At 64.5% G+C, this 16014-nt stretch carries 23 protein-coding genes; 9 read left to right on the top strand and 14 right to left on the bottom strand.

Annotated features, from left to right (window positions below; genetic code table 11):
- Window positions 1-90 precede the first annotated feature (90 nt).
- From BRX37_RS24765 to BRX37_RS24745, 5 genes are all read right to left on the bottom strand, one after another.
- Window positions 91-444 (bottom strand): VirB3 family type IV secretion system protein, encoded by a 354-nt coding sequence (locus BRX37_RS24765; protein WP_318276924.1) that lies wholly within the window; start codon window positions 442-444, stop codon window positions 91-93.
- Between the two features lie 65 nt (window positions 445-509).
- A complete protein-coding gene (locus BRX37_RS24760) occupies window positions 510-875 on the bottom strand; it encodes a TrbC/VirB2 family protein (protein ID WP_318276923.1) in 366 nt (121 codons plus the stop codon).
- Window positions 872-1561, bottom strand: a complete 690-nt coding sequence (locus BRX37_RS24755) for a lytic transglycosylase domain-containing protein (RefSeq protein ID WP_125990051.1) — start codon at window positions 1559-1561, stop codon at window positions 872-874. The genes BRX37_RS24760 and BRX37_RS24755 overlap by 4 nt, the downstream gene beginning before the upstream one ends.
- Entirely contained in the window at window positions 1561-1959 is a 399-nt protein-coding gene (locus tag BRX37_RS24750; protein WP_206434222.1) for a hypothetical protein, read from the bottom strand. Before BRX37_RS24750 ends, BRX37_RS24755 begins: the two co-directional genes overlap by 1 nt.
- 99 nt (window positions 1960-2058) lie before the next feature.
- Window positions 2059-2346 (bottom strand): hypothetical protein, encoded by a 288-nt coding sequence (locus tag BRX37_RS24745; RefSeq protein ID WP_125990049.1) that lies wholly within the window; start codon window positions 2344-2346, stop codon window positions 2059-2061.
- A 289-nt stretch (window positions 2347-2635) separates the two neighbouring features.
- On the opposite strand from BRX37_RS24745, the gene BRX37_RS24740 reads away from it, so the two are divergent.
- From BRX37_RS24740 to BRX37_RS24730, 3 genes are all read left to right on the top strand, one after another.
- A complete protein-coding gene (locus BRX37_RS24740; RefSeq protein ID WP_125990059.1) occupies window positions 2636-3325 on the top strand; it encodes a DUF7146 domain-containing protein in 690 nt (229 codons plus the stop codon).
- Window positions 3322-3921, top strand: a complete 600-nt coding sequence (locus BRX37_RS24735) for a thermonuclease family protein (RefSeq protein ID WP_318276922.1) — start codon at window positions 3322-3324, stop codon at window positions 3919-3921. Before BRX37_RS24740 ends, BRX37_RS24735 begins: the two co-directional genes overlap by 4 nt.
- Window positions 3922-4077: 156 nt before the next feature.
- Entirely contained in the window at window positions 4078-4404 is a 327-nt protein-coding gene (locus BRX37_RS24730; RefSeq protein ID WP_318276920.1) for a hypothetical protein, read from the top strand.
- A gap of 36 nt (window positions 4405-4440) precedes the next feature.
- On the opposite strand, the gene BRX37_RS24725 is transcribed toward BRX37_RS24730, so the two are convergent.
- The 6 genes from BRX37_RS24725 to BRX37_RS24700 form a co-directional block, all read right to left on the bottom strand.
- Window positions 4441-7431, bottom strand: a complete 2991-nt coding sequence (locus BRX37_RS24725) for a TrlF family AAA-like ATPase (RefSeq protein ID WP_125990047.1) — start codon at window positions 7429-7431, stop codon at window positions 4441-4443.
- Between the two features lie 255 nt (window positions 7432-7686).
- A complete protein-coding gene (locus tag BRX37_RS24720; RefSeq protein WP_267224348.1) occupies window positions 7687-8133 on the bottom strand; it encodes a type II toxin-antitoxin system PemK/MazF family toxin in 447 nt (148 codons plus the stop codon).
- Window positions 8130-8618: a helix-turn-helix domain-containing protein gene (locus tag BRX37_RS24715; RefSeq protein ID WP_125990045.1), complete on the bottom strand. Its 489-nt coding sequence runs from the start codon at window positions 8616-8618 to the stop codon at window positions 8130-8132. The genes BRX37_RS24720 and BRX37_RS24715 overlap by 4 nt, the downstream gene beginning before the upstream one ends.
- Before the next feature lie 258 nt (window positions 8619-8876).
- Complete coding sequence (locus BRX37_RS24710) at window positions 8877-9152, bottom strand: hypothetical protein (RefSeq protein WP_125990043.1); 276 nt, start codon at window positions 9150-9152, stop codon at window positions 8877-8879.
- 173 nt (window positions 9153-9325) lie between these two features.
- Window positions 9326-9931, bottom strand: coding sequence for a glutathione S-transferase family protein (locus tag BRX37_RS24705; RefSeq protein ID WP_125990041.1), 606 nt, complete (start codon window positions 9929-9931; stop codon window positions 9326-9328).
- 105 nt (window positions 9932-10036) lie between these two features.
- Entirely contained in the window at window positions 10037-10486 is a 450-nt protein-coding gene (locus BRX37_RS24700) for a DUF1223 domain-containing protein (RefSeq protein ID WP_267224354.1), read from the bottom strand.
- Between BRX37_RS24700 and BRX37_RS27505 the strand changes: the two genes are divergently transcribed.
- Entirely contained in the window at window positions 10406-10711 is a 306-nt protein-coding gene (locus BRX37_RS27505) for a DoxX family protein (protein ID WP_267224405.1), read from the top strand. The two genes, BRX37_RS24700 and BRX37_RS27505, sit on opposite strands and share 81 nt — an antisense overlap.
- An 81-nt stretch (window positions 10712-10792) precedes the next feature.
- Here the strand turns inward: BRX37_RS27505 and BRX37_RS24690 are convergent, their stop codons facing one another.
- Window positions 10793-11092, bottom strand: a complete 300-nt coding sequence (locus BRX37_RS24690; protein ID WP_125990034.1) for a carboxymuconolactone decarboxylase family protein — start codon at window positions 11090-11092, stop codon at window positions 10793-10795.
- 317 nt (window positions 11093-11409) lie between these two features.
- Here BRX37_RS24690 and BRX37_RS24685 point away from each other — a divergent pair, with 317 nt between their 5' ends.
- The 5 genes from BRX37_RS24685 to BRX37_RS24665 all read left to right on the top strand — a co-directional run bounded on the left by BRX37_RS24685 (window position 11410) and on the right by BRX37_RS24665 (window position 14472).
- Entirely contained in the window at window positions 11410-11670 is a 261-nt protein-coding gene (locus tag BRX37_RS24685) for a pentapeptide MXKDX repeat protein (protein WP_125990032.1), read from the top strand.
- A 56-nt stretch (window positions 11671-11726) separates the two neighbouring features.
- Entirely contained in the window at window positions 11727-12548 is an 822-nt protein-coding gene (locus BRX37_RS24680; protein WP_125990030.1) for a cytochrome b/b6 domain-containing protein, read from the top strand.
- Window positions 12545-13306 (top strand): molybdopterin-binding protein, encoded by a 762-nt coding sequence (locus BRX37_RS24675; RefSeq protein WP_125990028.1) that lies wholly within the window; start codon window positions 12545-12547, stop codon window positions 13304-13306. Before BRX37_RS24680 ends, BRX37_RS24675 begins: the two co-directional genes overlap by 4 nt.
- A gap of 104 nt (window positions 13307-13410) precedes the next feature.
- Window positions 13411-14031: a glutathione S-transferase family protein gene (locus BRX37_RS24670; protein WP_125990026.1), complete on the top strand. Its 621-nt coding sequence runs from the start codon at window positions 13411-13413 to the stop codon at window positions 14029-14031.
- 33 nt (window positions 14032-14064) lie between these two features.
- On the top strand, window positions 14065-14472 hold the full coding sequence (locus tag BRX37_RS24665) for a VOC family protein (protein ID WP_125990024.1): 408 nt from the start codon (window positions 14065-14067) through the stop codon (window positions 14470-14472).
- A 160-nt stretch (window positions 14473-14632) separates the two neighbouring features.
- Here BRX37_RS24665 and BRX37_RS24660 read toward each other — a convergent pair whose 3' ends face one another.
- Entirely contained in the window at window positions 14633-15274 is a 642-nt protein-coding gene (locus BRX37_RS24660) for a DUF1109 domain-containing protein (RefSeq protein WP_125990022.1), read from the bottom strand.
- The gene (locus BRX37_RS24655; RefSeq protein ID WP_125990020.1) at window positions 15271-15804 is read right to left on the bottom strand and encodes a sigma-70 family RNA polymerase sigma factor; all 534 of its coding nucleotides are present in this window, start codon (window positions 15802-15804) and stop codon (window positions 15271-15273) included. The genes BRX37_RS24660 and BRX37_RS24655 overlap by 4 nt, the downstream gene beginning before the upstream one ends.
- Window positions 15805-16014: the final 210 nt, after the last annotated feature.

Genomic DNA, 16014 nt, shown 5'->3' with positions numbered 1-16014 from the left:
CCCGATGGCCACCTACGACTTCACTTGGATATGGCGCGAACTTGGCATCGAGAACCTGCGCAAATAGTTCGCTACCCCTGACGTCGATGCCTACCGTGAATCCGTGTCCCTACAATGCACAGAGGCCTTGATGCCCTTCAGAGGGAGCGGCGTGTAGCTCGACCCGCCCCAGAAGACGCGGTTGCGGTTGGCCGCCTTGGTGCGGCCCCATAGGAAGATCAGGCGGAAGGCGTTGACGTCGTGCCGCACCACGAGGCGCGAGATACCTAACATCACCGTGGCGACGACGAAGCCATAGATGGGGTTCGAGGTGCCGATCAGCGTAATCACCGAGGACAGCAGGATCACCACGGCCGCCTCGATCGGGATGCCCGCGAACAGCGCGGGCCGCGTCACCGCCAGGAACAGCGTGTTGCGCGCCATCACTTCCCGTTCTTCATCCACGCTACGCACTCCACACACGGAACTGGTGTGGACGGGGCGTTATTCGCGCCCCGCCCACATATGGATCAGCCCTGGAGCTGATCGACGATCCACGGCGCCGAAAAGATGATCGCAATGCCGATGATGACGGTGACGAGCGCCCCGGTGTTGACCCGACCCGTCAGCCATCCGAAGCCCGCCGCGATCAGCGCGAGGATCGCGACGATGCGCAGGAGTCCGTTGCTCAGTAGGCCGAGGACCGCGTTGCCGAAGCTCTCGAGATTGGTTTGCGCGAACGCCGGCTCGGCCGACAGCAGCGACGTCAGCGCGACCAGACTGAACATCGACAGCACCCGCGAGACCTTGCGCTGACCCGGGGTCATCGCTTCGACACGACGGGTGACACGGGCTCGCAGGGCCAGCGCCGGCCCACCGAAAGATGCGAGATTCATCGGTTTTCTCCTTCTCCGGCGAGCCGCGCTCGCTCATATTCCGCCCTCGCAAACACGTCCCACGATGGCGGCGGTGGGGGTGGCGCAGCTTGCTGCTGCCCCGCAGGGGACGTGTTTTCCTCGACCAGCGCGGCGAGCTGCGCAGCCGCGCTCGATCCTTCGCTGGTATCTGTTGCGCCGGTGAAAGCGCTCACGCGCACGGCGACGGGCTGGATGCCGTCGGCGAAGCCGGCGTTGCCGACGACCTTCCCGACATAGCCGTTGGAGAAGCCACGCGACTGCGACCCGGTGTTATACATGGACAGGGCGACACGAAGCGCACGCTGGGGGTGAAGCCCCGCGCGCACGCTGCGATAGTTGCCCGACAGCACCGCCCCCGCCGCGGCGATGTTGGTGCAGGGATCGAACACGTTGTCCCACGTCAGCCCGAGGGCCTTCATGTTCCGCGAGTTGATCTGCCCGAGGCCGAGATCGACCGAATAGCCCTTGCCGACATAGTAGCGGGCGGTCTCGACCGCCTGCGCCATGCTCGTCGCCGGCGCGGGCTGGCGTGCGAGGCCGTTTACCCCGATCGCCAGCTCGAACCCGCGGCTTTCCGTCTGGACGATCGCCGCGATGGTCGCAGGCGCCACACTAGGCGCGCATTGCGCCGCGAGACCCATGATGACCGCGGCGGGGAGCGTCATTACCGCTCCAATGTCTCTGACCCTAGCGGGCCACCCGGCTGCGCCGTAGCCTCCGCTTGGGCCACCTGCGCCGCCGTCGGCACTGTGTAGCGCGTTCGCGTGCCATCGGTCATCGTCATCACGACGTAGCCGGGCCGCCCGTTCTTCGGCTTGGTGTAGTCCGCCTTGCGGACATCGCCCGCGCTGCAGGTCGGAAAGCTGCCACCCAGCGCCAGATGCGAGATCAGCTTGCGGATCGGCGGCACGCACTCAGCGAACTGCATCCATCCGCCCGGGTTGCTCGCGCACAGCAGCACTTCGCAAGCCCAGGTGGAATCAGCCGCCTTTGCCGGCACCGTGGCGATCGAGGCCGTTGCAAGAGCAACGACCGCTAGAGAGGAACACAAGCGATTTGCCATGTTTTCACTCCTCAAGTGATAACAAGCTAAATCGCTTATCGTGTGTTGCCTAGCCCTAAAGCGACAATGGTTACATCTCGGATCAATCAACCTGTCGGGTTAAAAGGCCGCGTCATCCCGCATGCCAGGGCAAGGGTGGACGTGGATCACACCCTCATAGCCGTATCCGACGACAACGTGACGAATGGCCGAAGACGCCTTTTTATACAGGCGGATACGCTTCTTGTCATATAGACCCACATGGAACAGGCTGGTCCCCTTCCAGCTCACCCGGACATTGATGTGCCACTTGCCGGAGTCATGCTGGCATATATGAACATCGGTGATCGTCCCGGCTGGTGGACGTTGCGACGTCAGCTCGCGCTCCAAAATCAGTTGTAATTCCATCTCACCCTGCGAAAAGCGATTTTACAGGTTTTCGCTGGCGTGAAATTTTACGCCGCGTTAGCAATTATGCGGGCAGACATGGGAGTGTCCAGAGATGTCCCGACGAGACGCAGCATCGATCGAGGAACAGGCGGAGCGGATCGTTCGCCAACTCGGGGGCAGATGGCAGGGCGATTTCGCCATGTGCCGCTGTCCAGCGCACGCCGATGGCAAGGCAAGCCTATCGATCCGCGTCGGCGACCGAGCCGTTCTATTCCATTGCTTCGCCGGCTGCACGGCCGACGCGATTATGTCGGCGCTGCGTTCCGGCAAGATCCTCACGCCGGCTGACCACGACCCGGGTCACCGCCAGGAGAACAAGGCCGACCTCAACAAGCTCGCGCTGGCGGTGTGGCGCCATGCCGAGCCCTTCGCCGGCACGCTTGCCGATCGTTATCTGCGCGAGGGCCGGTCTATCATCCCCGACGGCATCAACGCCCGCTTCGATCCGCGCTGCCAATGCGGTGCCGGCGCCGCCAAAGCGTTCGCACCCGCTCTGATCGTGCCGATCGAGGAGGATTCCGGCGTCGTAGCCATCCATCGGACCTTCCTGCGCCCCGATGGGCGCTGGAAGGCCGACATGGACGAGCCCAAGCGGATGCTCGGCAATCCCGGTGTCGGCGCGGTTCGCTGGGGCGGTATCCCGCTCGACGGCATCTTGCGCCTCGCCGAAGGCGTCGAGGATGCCGCAAGCGTCATGAACGTGCTGGAGCCAGGCCGCTTCGTATGGCCCGTTCTGGGCATCGAGCGATATCAAGCCGTCGCCATCCCGGAGAGCGTCCACACCGTCGTCATCTACAGCCAGCATGGGGGGGAGGCGGCGCGCGCGATCGAGCGCGCCACCCCGCACCTGACGGCCAACGGTCGCCAGCTCGTCGTCAAGCCGCCGCCCCATGCTGGTGACTGGAACGATCTCCTGCGCGAGATCCGCTCGCTATGAAGCTGTTTCCTCGCGCGACGCGGTTTCAGCGCTGGACGATGGGCGCGACGTTCCTGATCGTCGCGAGCTATGCGATTTCTCAGAACAAGCAGTCCCTGGTCGAAGTGTCGAAGACGCGGCTCTCGTCGCCGGCGCCGAGGATCATCGACGGGGATACGGTCGATTTCCCCAATGGGCGGGTGCGTGTCGTCGGGATCGATGCGCCGGATGACGACCTAGCGCAGCTCAAAGCATTGTCGAGCGAAGCGTTGCGCGGGTTGGCGGCGCGGGACGGTGGCATGGACTGTTCCGTGTCGATGTTCGACTACGCGCTTCGTCGAGAGAAGCAGTGCCGGACCGATCCGAAGAGCTACGGGCGACTAAATCTGGCGTGTCGCTTTCCCGCGAATAAAGCGAGCGTCGGGGCTACGATGGTCGCTCAGGGGTATGCCGTCGATTACCGGATGTTTTCGGGCGGGGCCTATGTCGATCTGATGCAGAAGGCCGCAGCAAGGCGCATAGGGCTGTGGGGCATCGACTACGAGGGGATGCGCCAACTTGCCGTTCGCAGGGCACAGGTGCCGCAGGGATGCAGCGTAGGGACGATCAAGCAGTAAGTGAGGCCTGCCTCCGGCCCGGGCTCTACTCCGCGCCGCTTATGCGGCGCTTCGCGGAACCCCGCGCCCGGGTTTCCGCCCATGCGGGTGACGATCAGCTAGGCTGCAAAGGACCGCCCTCACGGGCGGGCGTTGCCTGTGCGCGGAACCGCTCCAATGCTTGAGCGCGGTTCTCCCGCCGCGGTCCTGATCGGCCGCTGGGGCATGGCGCTGTCCCTTGTAATCGGCGCCGTCCTGATCGGCCGCCTGATCCGCAATTTCCCCTACCTGCTCCCGAACCGCCTTCCCGGCCTGATCCTCTACGAGCTGGGGCCGGCGCTGGCCCTGGCGCTCGCGATCGGGGCTGCCATCATCATCACCGAGGGCAGATCGCGCCCCGGCATCCCGGCGCGGCTTGCGCTGTTTGCGCTCGCCGCGCTGATCGCCGGCATCGTTGCCCTGGCCATCGAATACGGCACGGTCCTTCAAGGGCGATGGCTGTGAAGCGGGTGTGCCACGTGGCACACCCCCCTGCCGAGATTAAAGCGTGACGCGCAACCGCTTTGCGCGCTCGCGGAATGCCTCCTCGCCGCCTTCGAGGATGCTGCACACGCTCTCGCGAACAGCGGGGTCCTCCAGTCCGCCCGAAAGATAGCTGATTTCTGGGAGCTGACCGGGACGGTGCGGGCCGCACGTCGCCACGATCACCTGATCGGCATCGGTGTTGACGATGAGGTTAGCATTGTGGGTCACGATGATGATCTGTCGGCGTTGCTTGGCCGATCGGAAGCGTTCGACCAGTTCGACGAAGATCGAGCGCGGATCGAGATTTTCTTCCGGCTGATCGATGATGAGAGGACGATTGTCGTCAGTGTCGATCGCCAGATAAAGCAGCAGGAGAACGATACCGCGCGTGCCCGGTGACAGCCGCTCGACATCCGTGCCGTCATACTGGACGCCGTAGGCGATCTGGATATGGCTGGTGCCGTAAAGCCAGGCGGAGATATTGCCGGCCCATTGCCGCAGCTTCGCCGCTTGCGCGGGATCATTTTTATCATAGGGGCAGCACTCGACGATCGCGGCGTCGTAGGTTTCCCGGAATTGCTGAAGAGCAGCCGATGCCTGTTCCGCGCTGCCCGAAGCCCATGCCGGCGCGAGCGATGCCTTGGCGATGTCAGCTAGTGAGCCCTTCTTCAGCGTGGAGCCATAGCGCAGATCGAGCAGCGCTTCGCCTTTCCTCGCCCACGCGCTGACATCGACGCGTCGGCGAACATCAAACGACAGCATTCGGGCCGAGCCGCTTTCCGCTTCGATCCGGCTCGCGAGCGGCGCGTAAAGGCTCGTAAGTTCCGCTTGTTCCGCGACCAGTGCATCGAACACACGGGTGTAAGCGTCGCGCCGTTCGCTGCGGATCGCGACGAGCCGCGCCGGTGCTTGTTCGGCCGCCTCAATCTGGCGGCGTAGATTCGCGGCTTGCGCCTCATCGGCTGCGATCTTGCTGTTCAGCGCCGCCAAAGCCTTCGCGGCCTCGCGATCGACCCCAATCAGCGCTTCCAACCGTCGTGCTTCAGCCGCCAAGACTGCAATCGACAGCGATGCGAGCTGCGCACCTTGAGGGAGGTACGAGGTCGCGGGAGGCGTTTCCCCAACAGGCGGCTCGATTGGCACGCCAGCGAGCGTCGCCAACGCTGCCACCACGGCAGCGCGCTCGCCTACGATCGCGTCATCGACATCACCGGCGAATTGCAGAGCGAAGCGCGGCCACAGCGCATCGGGAAGTTGCGTGTCCTGATGACGCTGGCGCAGTTGGCGGAGCATGTCGGGAAAGGTCCGTGACCGCGCCAACGCTACCTCGCGCGCTAGCGTATCGAGCGCGTTGCGGCGTCGTTCGAGCTGTTCATGCTCGGATCGGCGCTGCTGCAACACCCCCGCGACGACGCTGTAGCTGTCGAGCCGGGCCTGATCGCCCCCACTCTTGCCCACCAGCTTCGTTCGATCGGACTGCGCCTTCGTGATTGCGCCGGTCAGCGCGGTCAGCTTGTTGCGCAGCGGTCCGACGCTCGCTTCCTTCTCCCGTTCGGTTACAAACTCGGCCGACAGGTCGCTCAGCTCGCTCTCGGCCTGGCTGCGCGCCGTGCGCGCGCTTTCGGCGCGCAGATCGAGGAGCTGCAGAAAGTCGGTCGCACCAAGCCGCTCTTCGGTCGGATGCGCGAGGAAGATCACGCGCTGGATCTCGACCAGCAATTCGTCGGTAAGGCCCTCAGCCGAACACAGACGGTCGACGAACTGCTGCGAAAGGTAGCGCACCTGCGGATCGTCGCTCTCGCTTTCCATCTCCATGAGGCTGGTGATGGATTCACCGCAGCCTGTGCCGTCATCCCAGCTCAAATCCACTCGCGCCCCGGCCAGATGCTCGCGGGCACGATATAGGAAGGAGAGCTTGTTGCCCTTGACCATCAAGGCCGAGCCCGCTGCCGCGATCAGATCGGCAAGGGCGGTCTTGCCCGATCCGCGCGCGCCTATGATCCCGATCAGCCCGGGATTGAGCGGCACCTTCGCGTCGAGCATGAACGGTGCGCCGCTGACCTCAACCTGGGTCATCACCTGCGACGGCTGCGCCGCAGGCGGCGCAGCCGTCCCCACGAACACGCGCATTTCGGGTTCGAGACAAGCCTGGCGCAGCGTCTCGAACGTCACCCGCCCCTTAAGCCAACACCGTCGGTCCTGCGCTGGTGCTGCGACCTTTTCGGGCCGGTGCGCGTCGCTGCCGTGCAAGCATGGCTTGATGCCGCCATATTCGGACACCAGGACATCGCGCGTCACCGGCCCTTGGCCGAGCCAGAACTGGCGATCCGCCGGCCTGCTCGAGAAGATTATGTGCGACGCGCGCTCGATCTCACGACGCAGGCGTTCGAGCGACGCATCGCCTTGTAGCCCGGCGGTGCCGTCCTTGCTGCTGGCAGCGACGGCGATCAGGATATTTGCCCGCGCCCAGTCGCTCGCCTTCATCGCCTCCCGAAGGTTGGCAAGGTCGACCTTGAACTGGTTGGTGCCAACCTCCAGCGCACGCTCGTCGCTGGTCGCTTCCGCGTCATGGGCCCGGCCCAGTCGCATGATATCTGCCGGGGTGCACCGATAGCGCTCGCCCTTGGCTTCGAACCTAAGGTCCGACAGGAAAGCGTGCAGCCGGGGCAGATGATCCTTGTCGTCGGGCGAGACGAGAAGATGGATGTTGACCGGCGAACCCCTGTCGGTGCCGACGCCAAGTCGCAGTTCGACATTAGGGAAGATCAGATCGACGTCCCGCAGCCGCCCTGCCGCTTTATGCGTCAGCACCTGTTCGTAGGTAGCTGTGCTGAAATAGTCGGTGATACCTAGTGCTCGAACCCGTGGTTCGGACGTCTCGACGCGGTCTAGGAATTGCTCCCACCCGTCAGCAGCAGGGTAATGATCCGACAGGATCGTGCCTGGTGTGTGGATATGCGGATCCCACCGATTCCACACCGATCCCCTGGTAAGTTGCCTCGTCATGCTATCCACCCCGGCCGCGTTCTACGCGGCGCCGATGGACGGGAACGTAGATGCAGTCACCCGCCAGGAAGGCGAGCTTTCAGCGTAATCTGTCAGCAATGACCAGATAAGCCAAGGGCCGCCCTTTTGAGGCGGCCCCGACCGTTTAGTTCCCTCGCGGGAAACGGACACTCCCCAGGGGGAGGCCGCGCGTGCTCCCCATGTAGAAACCGATCTCTTAGGATTCAACTAAAATTTGAATCGCCCCGGCGGCCCCTACGCCGCGGGGCCGGCAGGCGCCGGCGGCGCGGGTGCCGGTGCGGGTAACGCCGCCGGGACCGGCAGCCATGCCAGCACCAGGCGCAGCATGTCGTCGAACTCGGCGACAGGCATCCGCACGATGCCGCCCTTATCTGGCGTCAAGCGGCTAACCGCAACCGTTGTAGGCTTGTCGCAGATCGCGAACGCGGCGCGCCCGTCGATCGTCGTCTGCAGCGGGAATGCCCATTTGTTGCCCGGCTGCGCCTGCGTCGAGCATGGGATCACCGTCACCGCGCCGTGCAGCGTGTTCTTGAACGACAGGATCACGACAGGACGCCGCTTCCAGAACTCGGGAAGCTGCGCGTCCTGGGGGAAGTCGCACCAATAGAGCTGACGAATGCTCGGCGCAGCCGTGACCTTAGGCGGCACCCTCGGCGGCGCTTCCTGGACATGCGCGTTCACGCGTCGTCATCCTTCTCCACCAAGCGCAGCTTGGGGGCACCGCGCCGGTTCTCGCGACGCTTCGCCAGTTCCGACTTGTCCTTCATCTCCGCCAGCTTCTCCGCCGCGAACGGCGCCGCCGCCTCGATCAGGCCATCGAGGTGATAGATGTTGGTCCGGCTACCCGTCTCTGTCCGCCGCTCCTCGCGGCGGATATAGCCCGCCCCTTCCAGCCCAGCGATATGCTTCTGGATCGTGCGCGGGTGCACGTTCATCGCCTTCGCCATCGTGGACTTCGACGGGAAGGGCTTGCCCTCCGCCGTCCACCACTTGCTCGCCAGATACACGACGATGTTGAGGTCGAGCGGTTCGAGGCCGAGCTGGCGCTGGTTTTCGATAATGACGCTCGGCAACGCCGTCCAACCCGCATCCATCAGCGGCTTGGTCCACTTCTTCTCATTCGTCCGAAGATCGGCGCTGCTGTCTGTTTGCTTCTTCGCAGCCATAGGTCTAATCCTTTCTTGACTGCGGATATGAGCTTCGCGCAAGCATCCTTCAAGTTTGAGGGGGCGGCGCTGGGGGCGCCCTCCCCGGGCGCTGAGGCCGCCCACTCCCCGGGCCGACGCGCCCAGGAGGCGGGAGCCGCTGGGGGCCTACAAAGTATAGGACATCCCCATATAGGAACCGCTCAGGCTACACTCCTGGCGTATCAACCGAGGATAAGCCAACGGGGAGCTCCTACGGCCTCCCCCTCGCCTTCCTATTCAGGCGAAGGCTTCGTCGGCGAGGTTGCCGTCGCGAGACTCGACGATCAACGCCACCGTGTCTTCCCGATCGCGAGGATTGAACACCCGGCCAACCACGGTCCAGATCGACCGGTTTTGCGGCATGTGCCGGTCCTGCCCCTGCAGCACGCCGGGATCGAGGATCGTGTCGCCGACCATCGGCACCTGGCCGGCGAACTGTTCGAGGCCAAATTCGACGCCGCCATCGAACACCTTGCCGGCGGGATCGCGGTGTAGAATCCGAATGCTTGTCACGTCTCACTTGCTCCGCCTTGATGAGCGTTGATTGCTCAAGACGGCTGCGGTGCCAAGAGGCGCTGACGATCCCGCCAGAATGAGACGCAAAGGTGTGCCACGTGGCACACCTCAGAATCGTACGTCATCTAGCTAAGTCTCACCATCAGACCCAGCCAGGTGGTGTGAACGATCTACATAGAACCCTGAAGAAGGCTATGTTTCGTGCTCGTCATCGATGGGCGTTCCTCGAAGCGTTCGAACCATCGCGTGAGCGTGGGTCTTCCGCTTCGCCAATCGCGATCGGGCCAGCGAAAGTCGAGGTAGCCGAGGAAGACTGCGACCCCGATCTCTCCGATCAGCGGATCGGCCCGCAGCCGCTCACTTTCCAGCCGGTCCAGGGTAGCCTCGCGTGCGGCGTGAAAACGTTCCTGCATCGCGGTTGGGGGCCGATCCGGCGAGTTGCGCTCTTCGGCGAAGAGCCGTCCCATCGCGGTCATCGCTCCGTCAGCCATCCCTTGAAGCAGGAGCGTTCGCCATCGTTCAGGCCCGTCGGCGGGGTAGAGGTGTCGCCCGCCTAGAGTGTCCAGGTATTCGCAGATGACAGTGGACTCGAAGAGCACGGTCCCGTCCTCGAGCACGAGCGTCGGCACCTTGGAGAGCGGATTGATCGTCCGCAAACGTTCCTCGGTCCATGGGTTGACCTGCACCAGCGTCAGTTCGCCCGAAAGGCCGAGCTCGTGCGCCGCTACGCGCACCTTTCGCGCGAAGGGCGAGGTTGGCGCATACCAGAGTTCCATATGTGAGGCTCCTTAGGTCACGGCGTTCGACTTCGTCCCGAATGCAGCCCGTTTGACGCGACTGCATCCACATGGTCCGACCCGCCTACATAACGCCGAGGGAACTCACAGCCTCGCGGCCGCCACGATCGGACCGCCTTTGCCGGCCTGGACGAGAACGGCCGTGCGGTAGACCGGGCTGGGGCTGGCCGGCACGGGGAAGCTGGCGACCTTGCCCGACCAGGTGCCGACCGCCTGAAGCTGGCGAACGATGTTGCGATGGGGCAGCGTGCGTCCGCCATTCTCGCCGGCGCGGATCGGCACGTTGTTGACGCGGGGGTCGTACCGAACGAGCCATACCGTCGACGGCTTGGTGCTGCCTGCCGCCCCGATCGAGATCCTACCGCCCGCCAGCGTGATTTGCGGACCGCCCGAGCGCCGGGCTCTTGCGATCGCTGCGTTAAGCTGCTGCCGGTCGTTACCGACGATGGTCTGATGATCATCGTCGGCGCACTGGTGCCGCTCATCACGGTGCCGATGATAGTGGTGCTGCTGGTCGCGATCTTCACCGTCCACCTGCCGAACGGCTTCAGCTCGATCAAGCTGATGTCCTATGACGCGAGCGGTGCGCATTTCGGTCAGCCGGGCTACGAGACCGATCTGCTCTACATCGCCGGCTTGATCGCACTGTGCATCGGCGGAGCCGGCCCCCTTTCGGTGGATGCGCGTCTCAGGGCCAAGCGTGGCGATACGGTTGCAAGCGGGATGAACTCGCGGCCCGTCGCCCGCCCCGCCGGTTAGGGTTCTCGTGTCGCTGGTGCGACCATGGGCCGGTCCGTCAAAGCGGGCCGGCCCATTTCGTGTCGATGCCGCCGGATCGGCTCAGAAGAGGTGCGTTCCGTGGGTCATCGCCCCGCCAGCTCGGATCGCCGCGGCAACGGTCGTCGCTTCCGCAAGTTGTGCGTCGGTGGCGCCGGCTTCGCGCGCTTGCTTGGTGTGGATCTCGATACAGTAGGCGCACTGCGTCGTGAGCGCGACTGCCACCGCCATGAGCTGCTTGTTGAGGGCGGAGATCTCGCCCTCCTTGAACACGGCCTTATCAAACTCCCAGAACGCCTTCATCGCGTCGGGAGCGCCCGCGTCGAGCTTTTTCAGGTTCTTGAGCTTACCCATGTCGTGCATGTCGCGATCCTCGTGTTCGTTCAACGATGCGTGCGCGGCCGAGTTGGACGATGAGCGCCCGCCGGGCCGATGCCAGCCCAAGGACCTACGGAGGGCTCGGCGCGGCGGTTACAGCAGTGGCGCCGTTACAAAATCCTGACCCGATGTAACCGACCGGGCGGGAGCTGCGGATGGGCAATAAGACGCGGCCTGCCGCCCGCTGCAGCCCCCAACCCCCGAACGGGTGCCAGGTCGCGTCTACCGAACCGCCGGAAGCGTCGCCGCGGTTCGGTCGTCCCGACGCTCACCCATTCAAGGATTATCCCATGCGCAAGACAATGATGATCGCCCTGTCCGCCCTCGCGATTGGCGCCGCGGCGCCGGCCTTCGCCCAAGACGCGATGGCCTCGCATGACAAGATGGCCTCCCACGACAAGATGGCGTCACACGACCAGATGGCCGCTCAGGACCATATGGCCTCGGGCAAGACGTCGACCGGCGCGATGAAGAACGATGGCGCGATGAAGCGCGGCAAGGCGAAGAAGGCGCATGCCGACAAGATGAAGCACGGCGATGCGATGATGAGCGCCGGCCACTGATCGGCGTTCGGGGGCGTCGTGCCTATGCCGACGCCCCTCCCCTTCGGAGCGACCCGATGGCTACCCAACCGATTGACCGCCTCCGCGTAGGTGGTGACCTCATCTATCGCCAGCGCCGCCCCGTCCGCGCCTGGCACTGGCTTAATGCGCTCGCTGTGATCGTGCTGCTGATGAGCGGGATGATGATCTTCAACGCGCATCCCCACCTCTACTGGGGCCAGTACGGCGCGAACCATGAAACGCCGTGGCTGGAGATCGGCAGCGACGGCGAGCGCGGCTACCTGCGCGTCGGCCCCGTCACCATTCCCACCACCGGCGTGCTGGGGCTTGCCGGCGGCGAGGAGCGTGCCTTTCCGCCGCTCGTGACGATCCCGTCGGGCTACAACCTTGCCGCGGCGCGCCAGTGGCACTTCTTCTTCGCCTGGCTCCTCGTGGTGCCGGGCCTGCTGTTCTGGCTCTGGGGCTTCATCTCACGGCACGTCCAGCGCGATCTCGCGCCGACCGCGGAGGAACTCAGGCCACGCAGCCTGTGGCAGGACGTCAAGGACCATGCGCGTCTGCGCTTCCACACGGGCGAGGCGGCGCGGCGCTACAACGTGCTCCAGAAGCTGAGCTATGTCGGCGTGATCTTCGGCCTGCTGCCCATCATGGTGCTGACCGGGCTCACCATGTCACCCGGGATCGACGCGGCTTGGCCGTGGCTGCTGGACCTGTTCGGCGGCCGTCAGTCGGCGCGCTCGATCCACTTCATCTGCGCGGCGCTGCTCGCCGGCTTCATCGTCGTCCACCTGCTGATGGTGCTCCTCGCCGGCCCTATCAACGAGCTGCGTTCGATCATCACCGGCTGGTATCGCCTACCTAAGGAGCGCGACCAATGACGCTGCTGACACGACGTCGCCTCATCGGCTCGCTCGGCGCCGGCGCGGGCGGTCTTCTGCTCTCCGGCTGCGACCGGATCGCGGCCTCGCCCAAGGTGCAGGACGTGCTCGGCCTCGGGGAAGGCCTGACCATGCGCGCGCAGCGGCTCGTCACCGACCGCACCGCGCTAGCTCGCGAGTTCGCCGCCTCTGATATGTCGCCGGTGTTCCGCACCAACGGCAACACCATGCCGGCGAGCGACGCCTATCAGGCTCACGCCGCCGCTAGGTTTGCGGATTGGCGTCTGGAGCTCGACGGCCTGGTCCGGCGTCCACAGAAACTCTCGCTGGCGCAAATCAGGGCGATGCCCGCCCGCACGCAGATCACCCGCCACGATTGTGTCGAGGGTTGGAGCGCGATCGGCAAATGGACCGGTCTGCCGCTCAAGCTGGCGCTCGACGCAGCCGGCGTGCTGCCGTCCGCCCGCTATGTCGTGTTCCACTGTGCCGATGATTTCGACGGCGCCCCCTATTACGAGAGCATCGACCTGATCGACGCCTACCACCCCCAGACGATTCTCGCCTGGGGCATGAACGACCAGCTTCTGAGCGTCGGCCACGGCGCGCCGCTGCGCCTCAGGGTCGAGCGCCAGCTCGGCTACAAGCAGGCCAAATACGTCATGCGCGTCGAGGCGGTCGACAGCCTCGCCAGGATCGGCGCGGGCAAGGGCGGCTACTGGGAGGATTCGGCCGATTACCAGTGGTTTGCGGCAATCTGAGGCCGAGAGCAAGATGCAGCCGGATAAGACCCGCGCCTCGATACGTGCCTTTCTCGCGCGCACGCTCCGCGGGCGCTGAGACACGCTCCCCCAGGAGACTTTGAATGAAGCTCTATTACCACCCGCTGTCGGGGCACGCGCACCGCGCTCACCTGTTTCTGTCGTTGGCCGGGGTCAACCACGAGCTGGTCGAGGTCGATCTGGCCGCGCAGCAGCACAAGACGCCCGAGTTCCTCGCGCTCAACGCCTTTGGCGAGATCCCCATCCTCGATGATGATGGGGTCATCATTCCGGATTCAAACGCTATTCTCGTCTACATCGCGAGGAAAATCGGTCCTTCCCACTGGCTTCCGACCGATCCGATCGAGGAGGCCAAGGTTCAACGCTGGCTATCGGTCGCGGCCGGAAAGATCGCTTATGGCGCCTGCGCCGCTCGCCTCATCACCGTGTTCAATGCTCCCTTCGATCCTCTGGAGGTGATCGGCCGTGCCCATGATGCACTCGGCGTCATCGACCAGGTCTTGGAGTGGAACCGCTGGATCGCCGGCACGGACGAGCCAACGATCGCCGATGTCGCGCTCTACAGCTATATCGAGCGCGCGCCCGAGGGGAACGTAAACACGTCAGTCTATACCGCCGTGGGCAGTTGGCTGCGCCGGATTGAGACCCTGCCCGGCTTCGTCCCGTTCCGTCGAACCGCGGCGGGGCTCGAGGCGATCCTCTGAGCCTCGACCCCCGACAGCATCAGGACCGGTCCCATGAACTTCGACAACCTACGACTCGACCATATCGGCATCCGCGTCTCCAATCTTGAGGTCGCGGAGCGTTTCTACGCCAAGCTGGGCTTTGTCCCCGATCCTGACGAGGATGCACCTGAAGTCTCGGCACTCGGCCTGGTGCATCCGACCGGCCTGCGCATCCATCTCATCTACAACGGCGAACCCGCCGGTGAAGGCAACGTCCTGCTCGACGTTGCCGTGAAGCGGCCCGGTTACACGCACGCAGCGTTCGTCATCGACAGCATGGACGAGCTCGTCCGATGGCTTGAGCAGGGGGGAATCTGGATCAGCGAAGGACCGATCAGGCTCGGGCATGATCGGCGCATCACATGCTTCATCCGCGACCCCGATCTCAACGTGATCGAGTTCAACGAGGTGCTGAGGTAGCGAAGACCAACTTAGGTTGGGAATTCAACGGACCGTCAGCTCCAGAGCTAAACTCCGGGCAAAACCTTACTCGCGACAGCCCGGCTTGCCTCGCGGCGTCGCCGGGCTGTCGATCGGCAAGGTCGCCCACGCAATCGGCACCGGCGACCGTGAGCTGCGGCTACCAGCGTAGCAGCCGTGGGCCCAGTAGCGCCCCAATCCCTGCTGCCAGTAAGATCCCCAGACTGTACCAGGTGAGCACGAAGATTGCCGACACCTCCGGGCAATGCAGGCAGTAGATCGTCGCGGCCCAGGCGCCCGCGCCGAGACCGGCAACCGCGCCAGCGGCCCGCAGGTGCGTTGGCGCAAGCTTCCGGAACGACCAGAGCAGTCCGGCGAAGATTGGCGCCGCCAGCGCCAGTACAAACCATGGGCACACCATCCAGCTCCGGCCGAGCCACATCGCCAGCCAGTGCGATGAGGGCGTGCGGGCGAGCTCGCCAACCCCGATACCTGCCAGGACCAACACCGGTGCCGCGAGAAACCACAGACCACTGAGCGATCCGGGCGCGGGCCGCGCTAGCCGCGTGATCCCGTAGATCGCGCCCAGTCCGAGCGACATCGTGTAGTTCCATTTCATCCAAAAGGAGAAGCCGTGCATCGCGATGCGCAGGTCCGGACGGATGCCGAGCGTCACCGTGACCAGCAGCATGGCAGCGAAGCAACCGACTGCGATGCCCAAGCCGATCCGCTTCACAACGGCGTGACGCGGTACGCGGCGTACGTCCCGGCTGAGCGACTGGATGAGCTGTTCGGTGTTCATCGTGATGAGCCTTTGATCCGGGCGCTGAGCGCCTTCAGGCCGCGGTGCACCGAGACCTTCACGTCCGACTCTCCGATTCCGGCGCCGGCAGCGGCCTCCGCAACGCTCTTGCCGTCGACATGCGTGTCGCGGATCGCGCGGGCCTGCTTGGGGGAGAGCGTCTGGAGGAGATTGTCGACGTCCATGCGGGCGTTGGTGGCATCTTCAAAGCCTTCAGCCACCAGAATGGACTCTACGTCCTCGATCGCCACCGTCTGCCGACGGCGCCGGTAGTGGTCGATCGCCCGATAGCGCGCGATCGCATAGAGCCACGCAGTGAAGGGGCGCTCCCTGTCGAATGTCTCGCGGCGGGTATGCACGGCGATCAAGGTGTCCTGTACGAGATCGTCGACGTCGGCATCAGCCATGCGGCGACGGTAGAATGTTTGGAGAAGGGGCACGAGCGCGCGCAGCAACAGGCCATGCGCCAGCGCATCGCCGTTCAGGCTGCCGATCATCAGCGCTTTGAGCTCAGCTTCGCTCGTGGCCATCCTCATTCCGGTCTTACGGCGGTCGCTCGCGATCGGTTACAAATCTACCGATTTTTCCGTATCATCGGGCAGCACACCGCTCACTGTCAACGGGCACCGAAGATTCCGCAAAAGTGGGCATCTAAAATTCCCTAGTTTGGCGGGAGTTTTTTTTCGGTGATCAGCCGTGATGAAGATCGAGCTTTTCCTTTGCTGGGCGACCGCGCCGTT

Source organism: Sphingomonas sp. S-NIH.Pt3_0716, from assembly GCF_003950715.1.
Classification (GTDB): Bacteria; Pseudomonadota; Alphaproteobacteria; order Sphingomonadales; family Sphingomonadaceae; genus Sphingobium; species Sphingobium yanoikuyae_A.
This window is presented reverse-complemented; position numbering and strand designations above follow the sequence as displayed.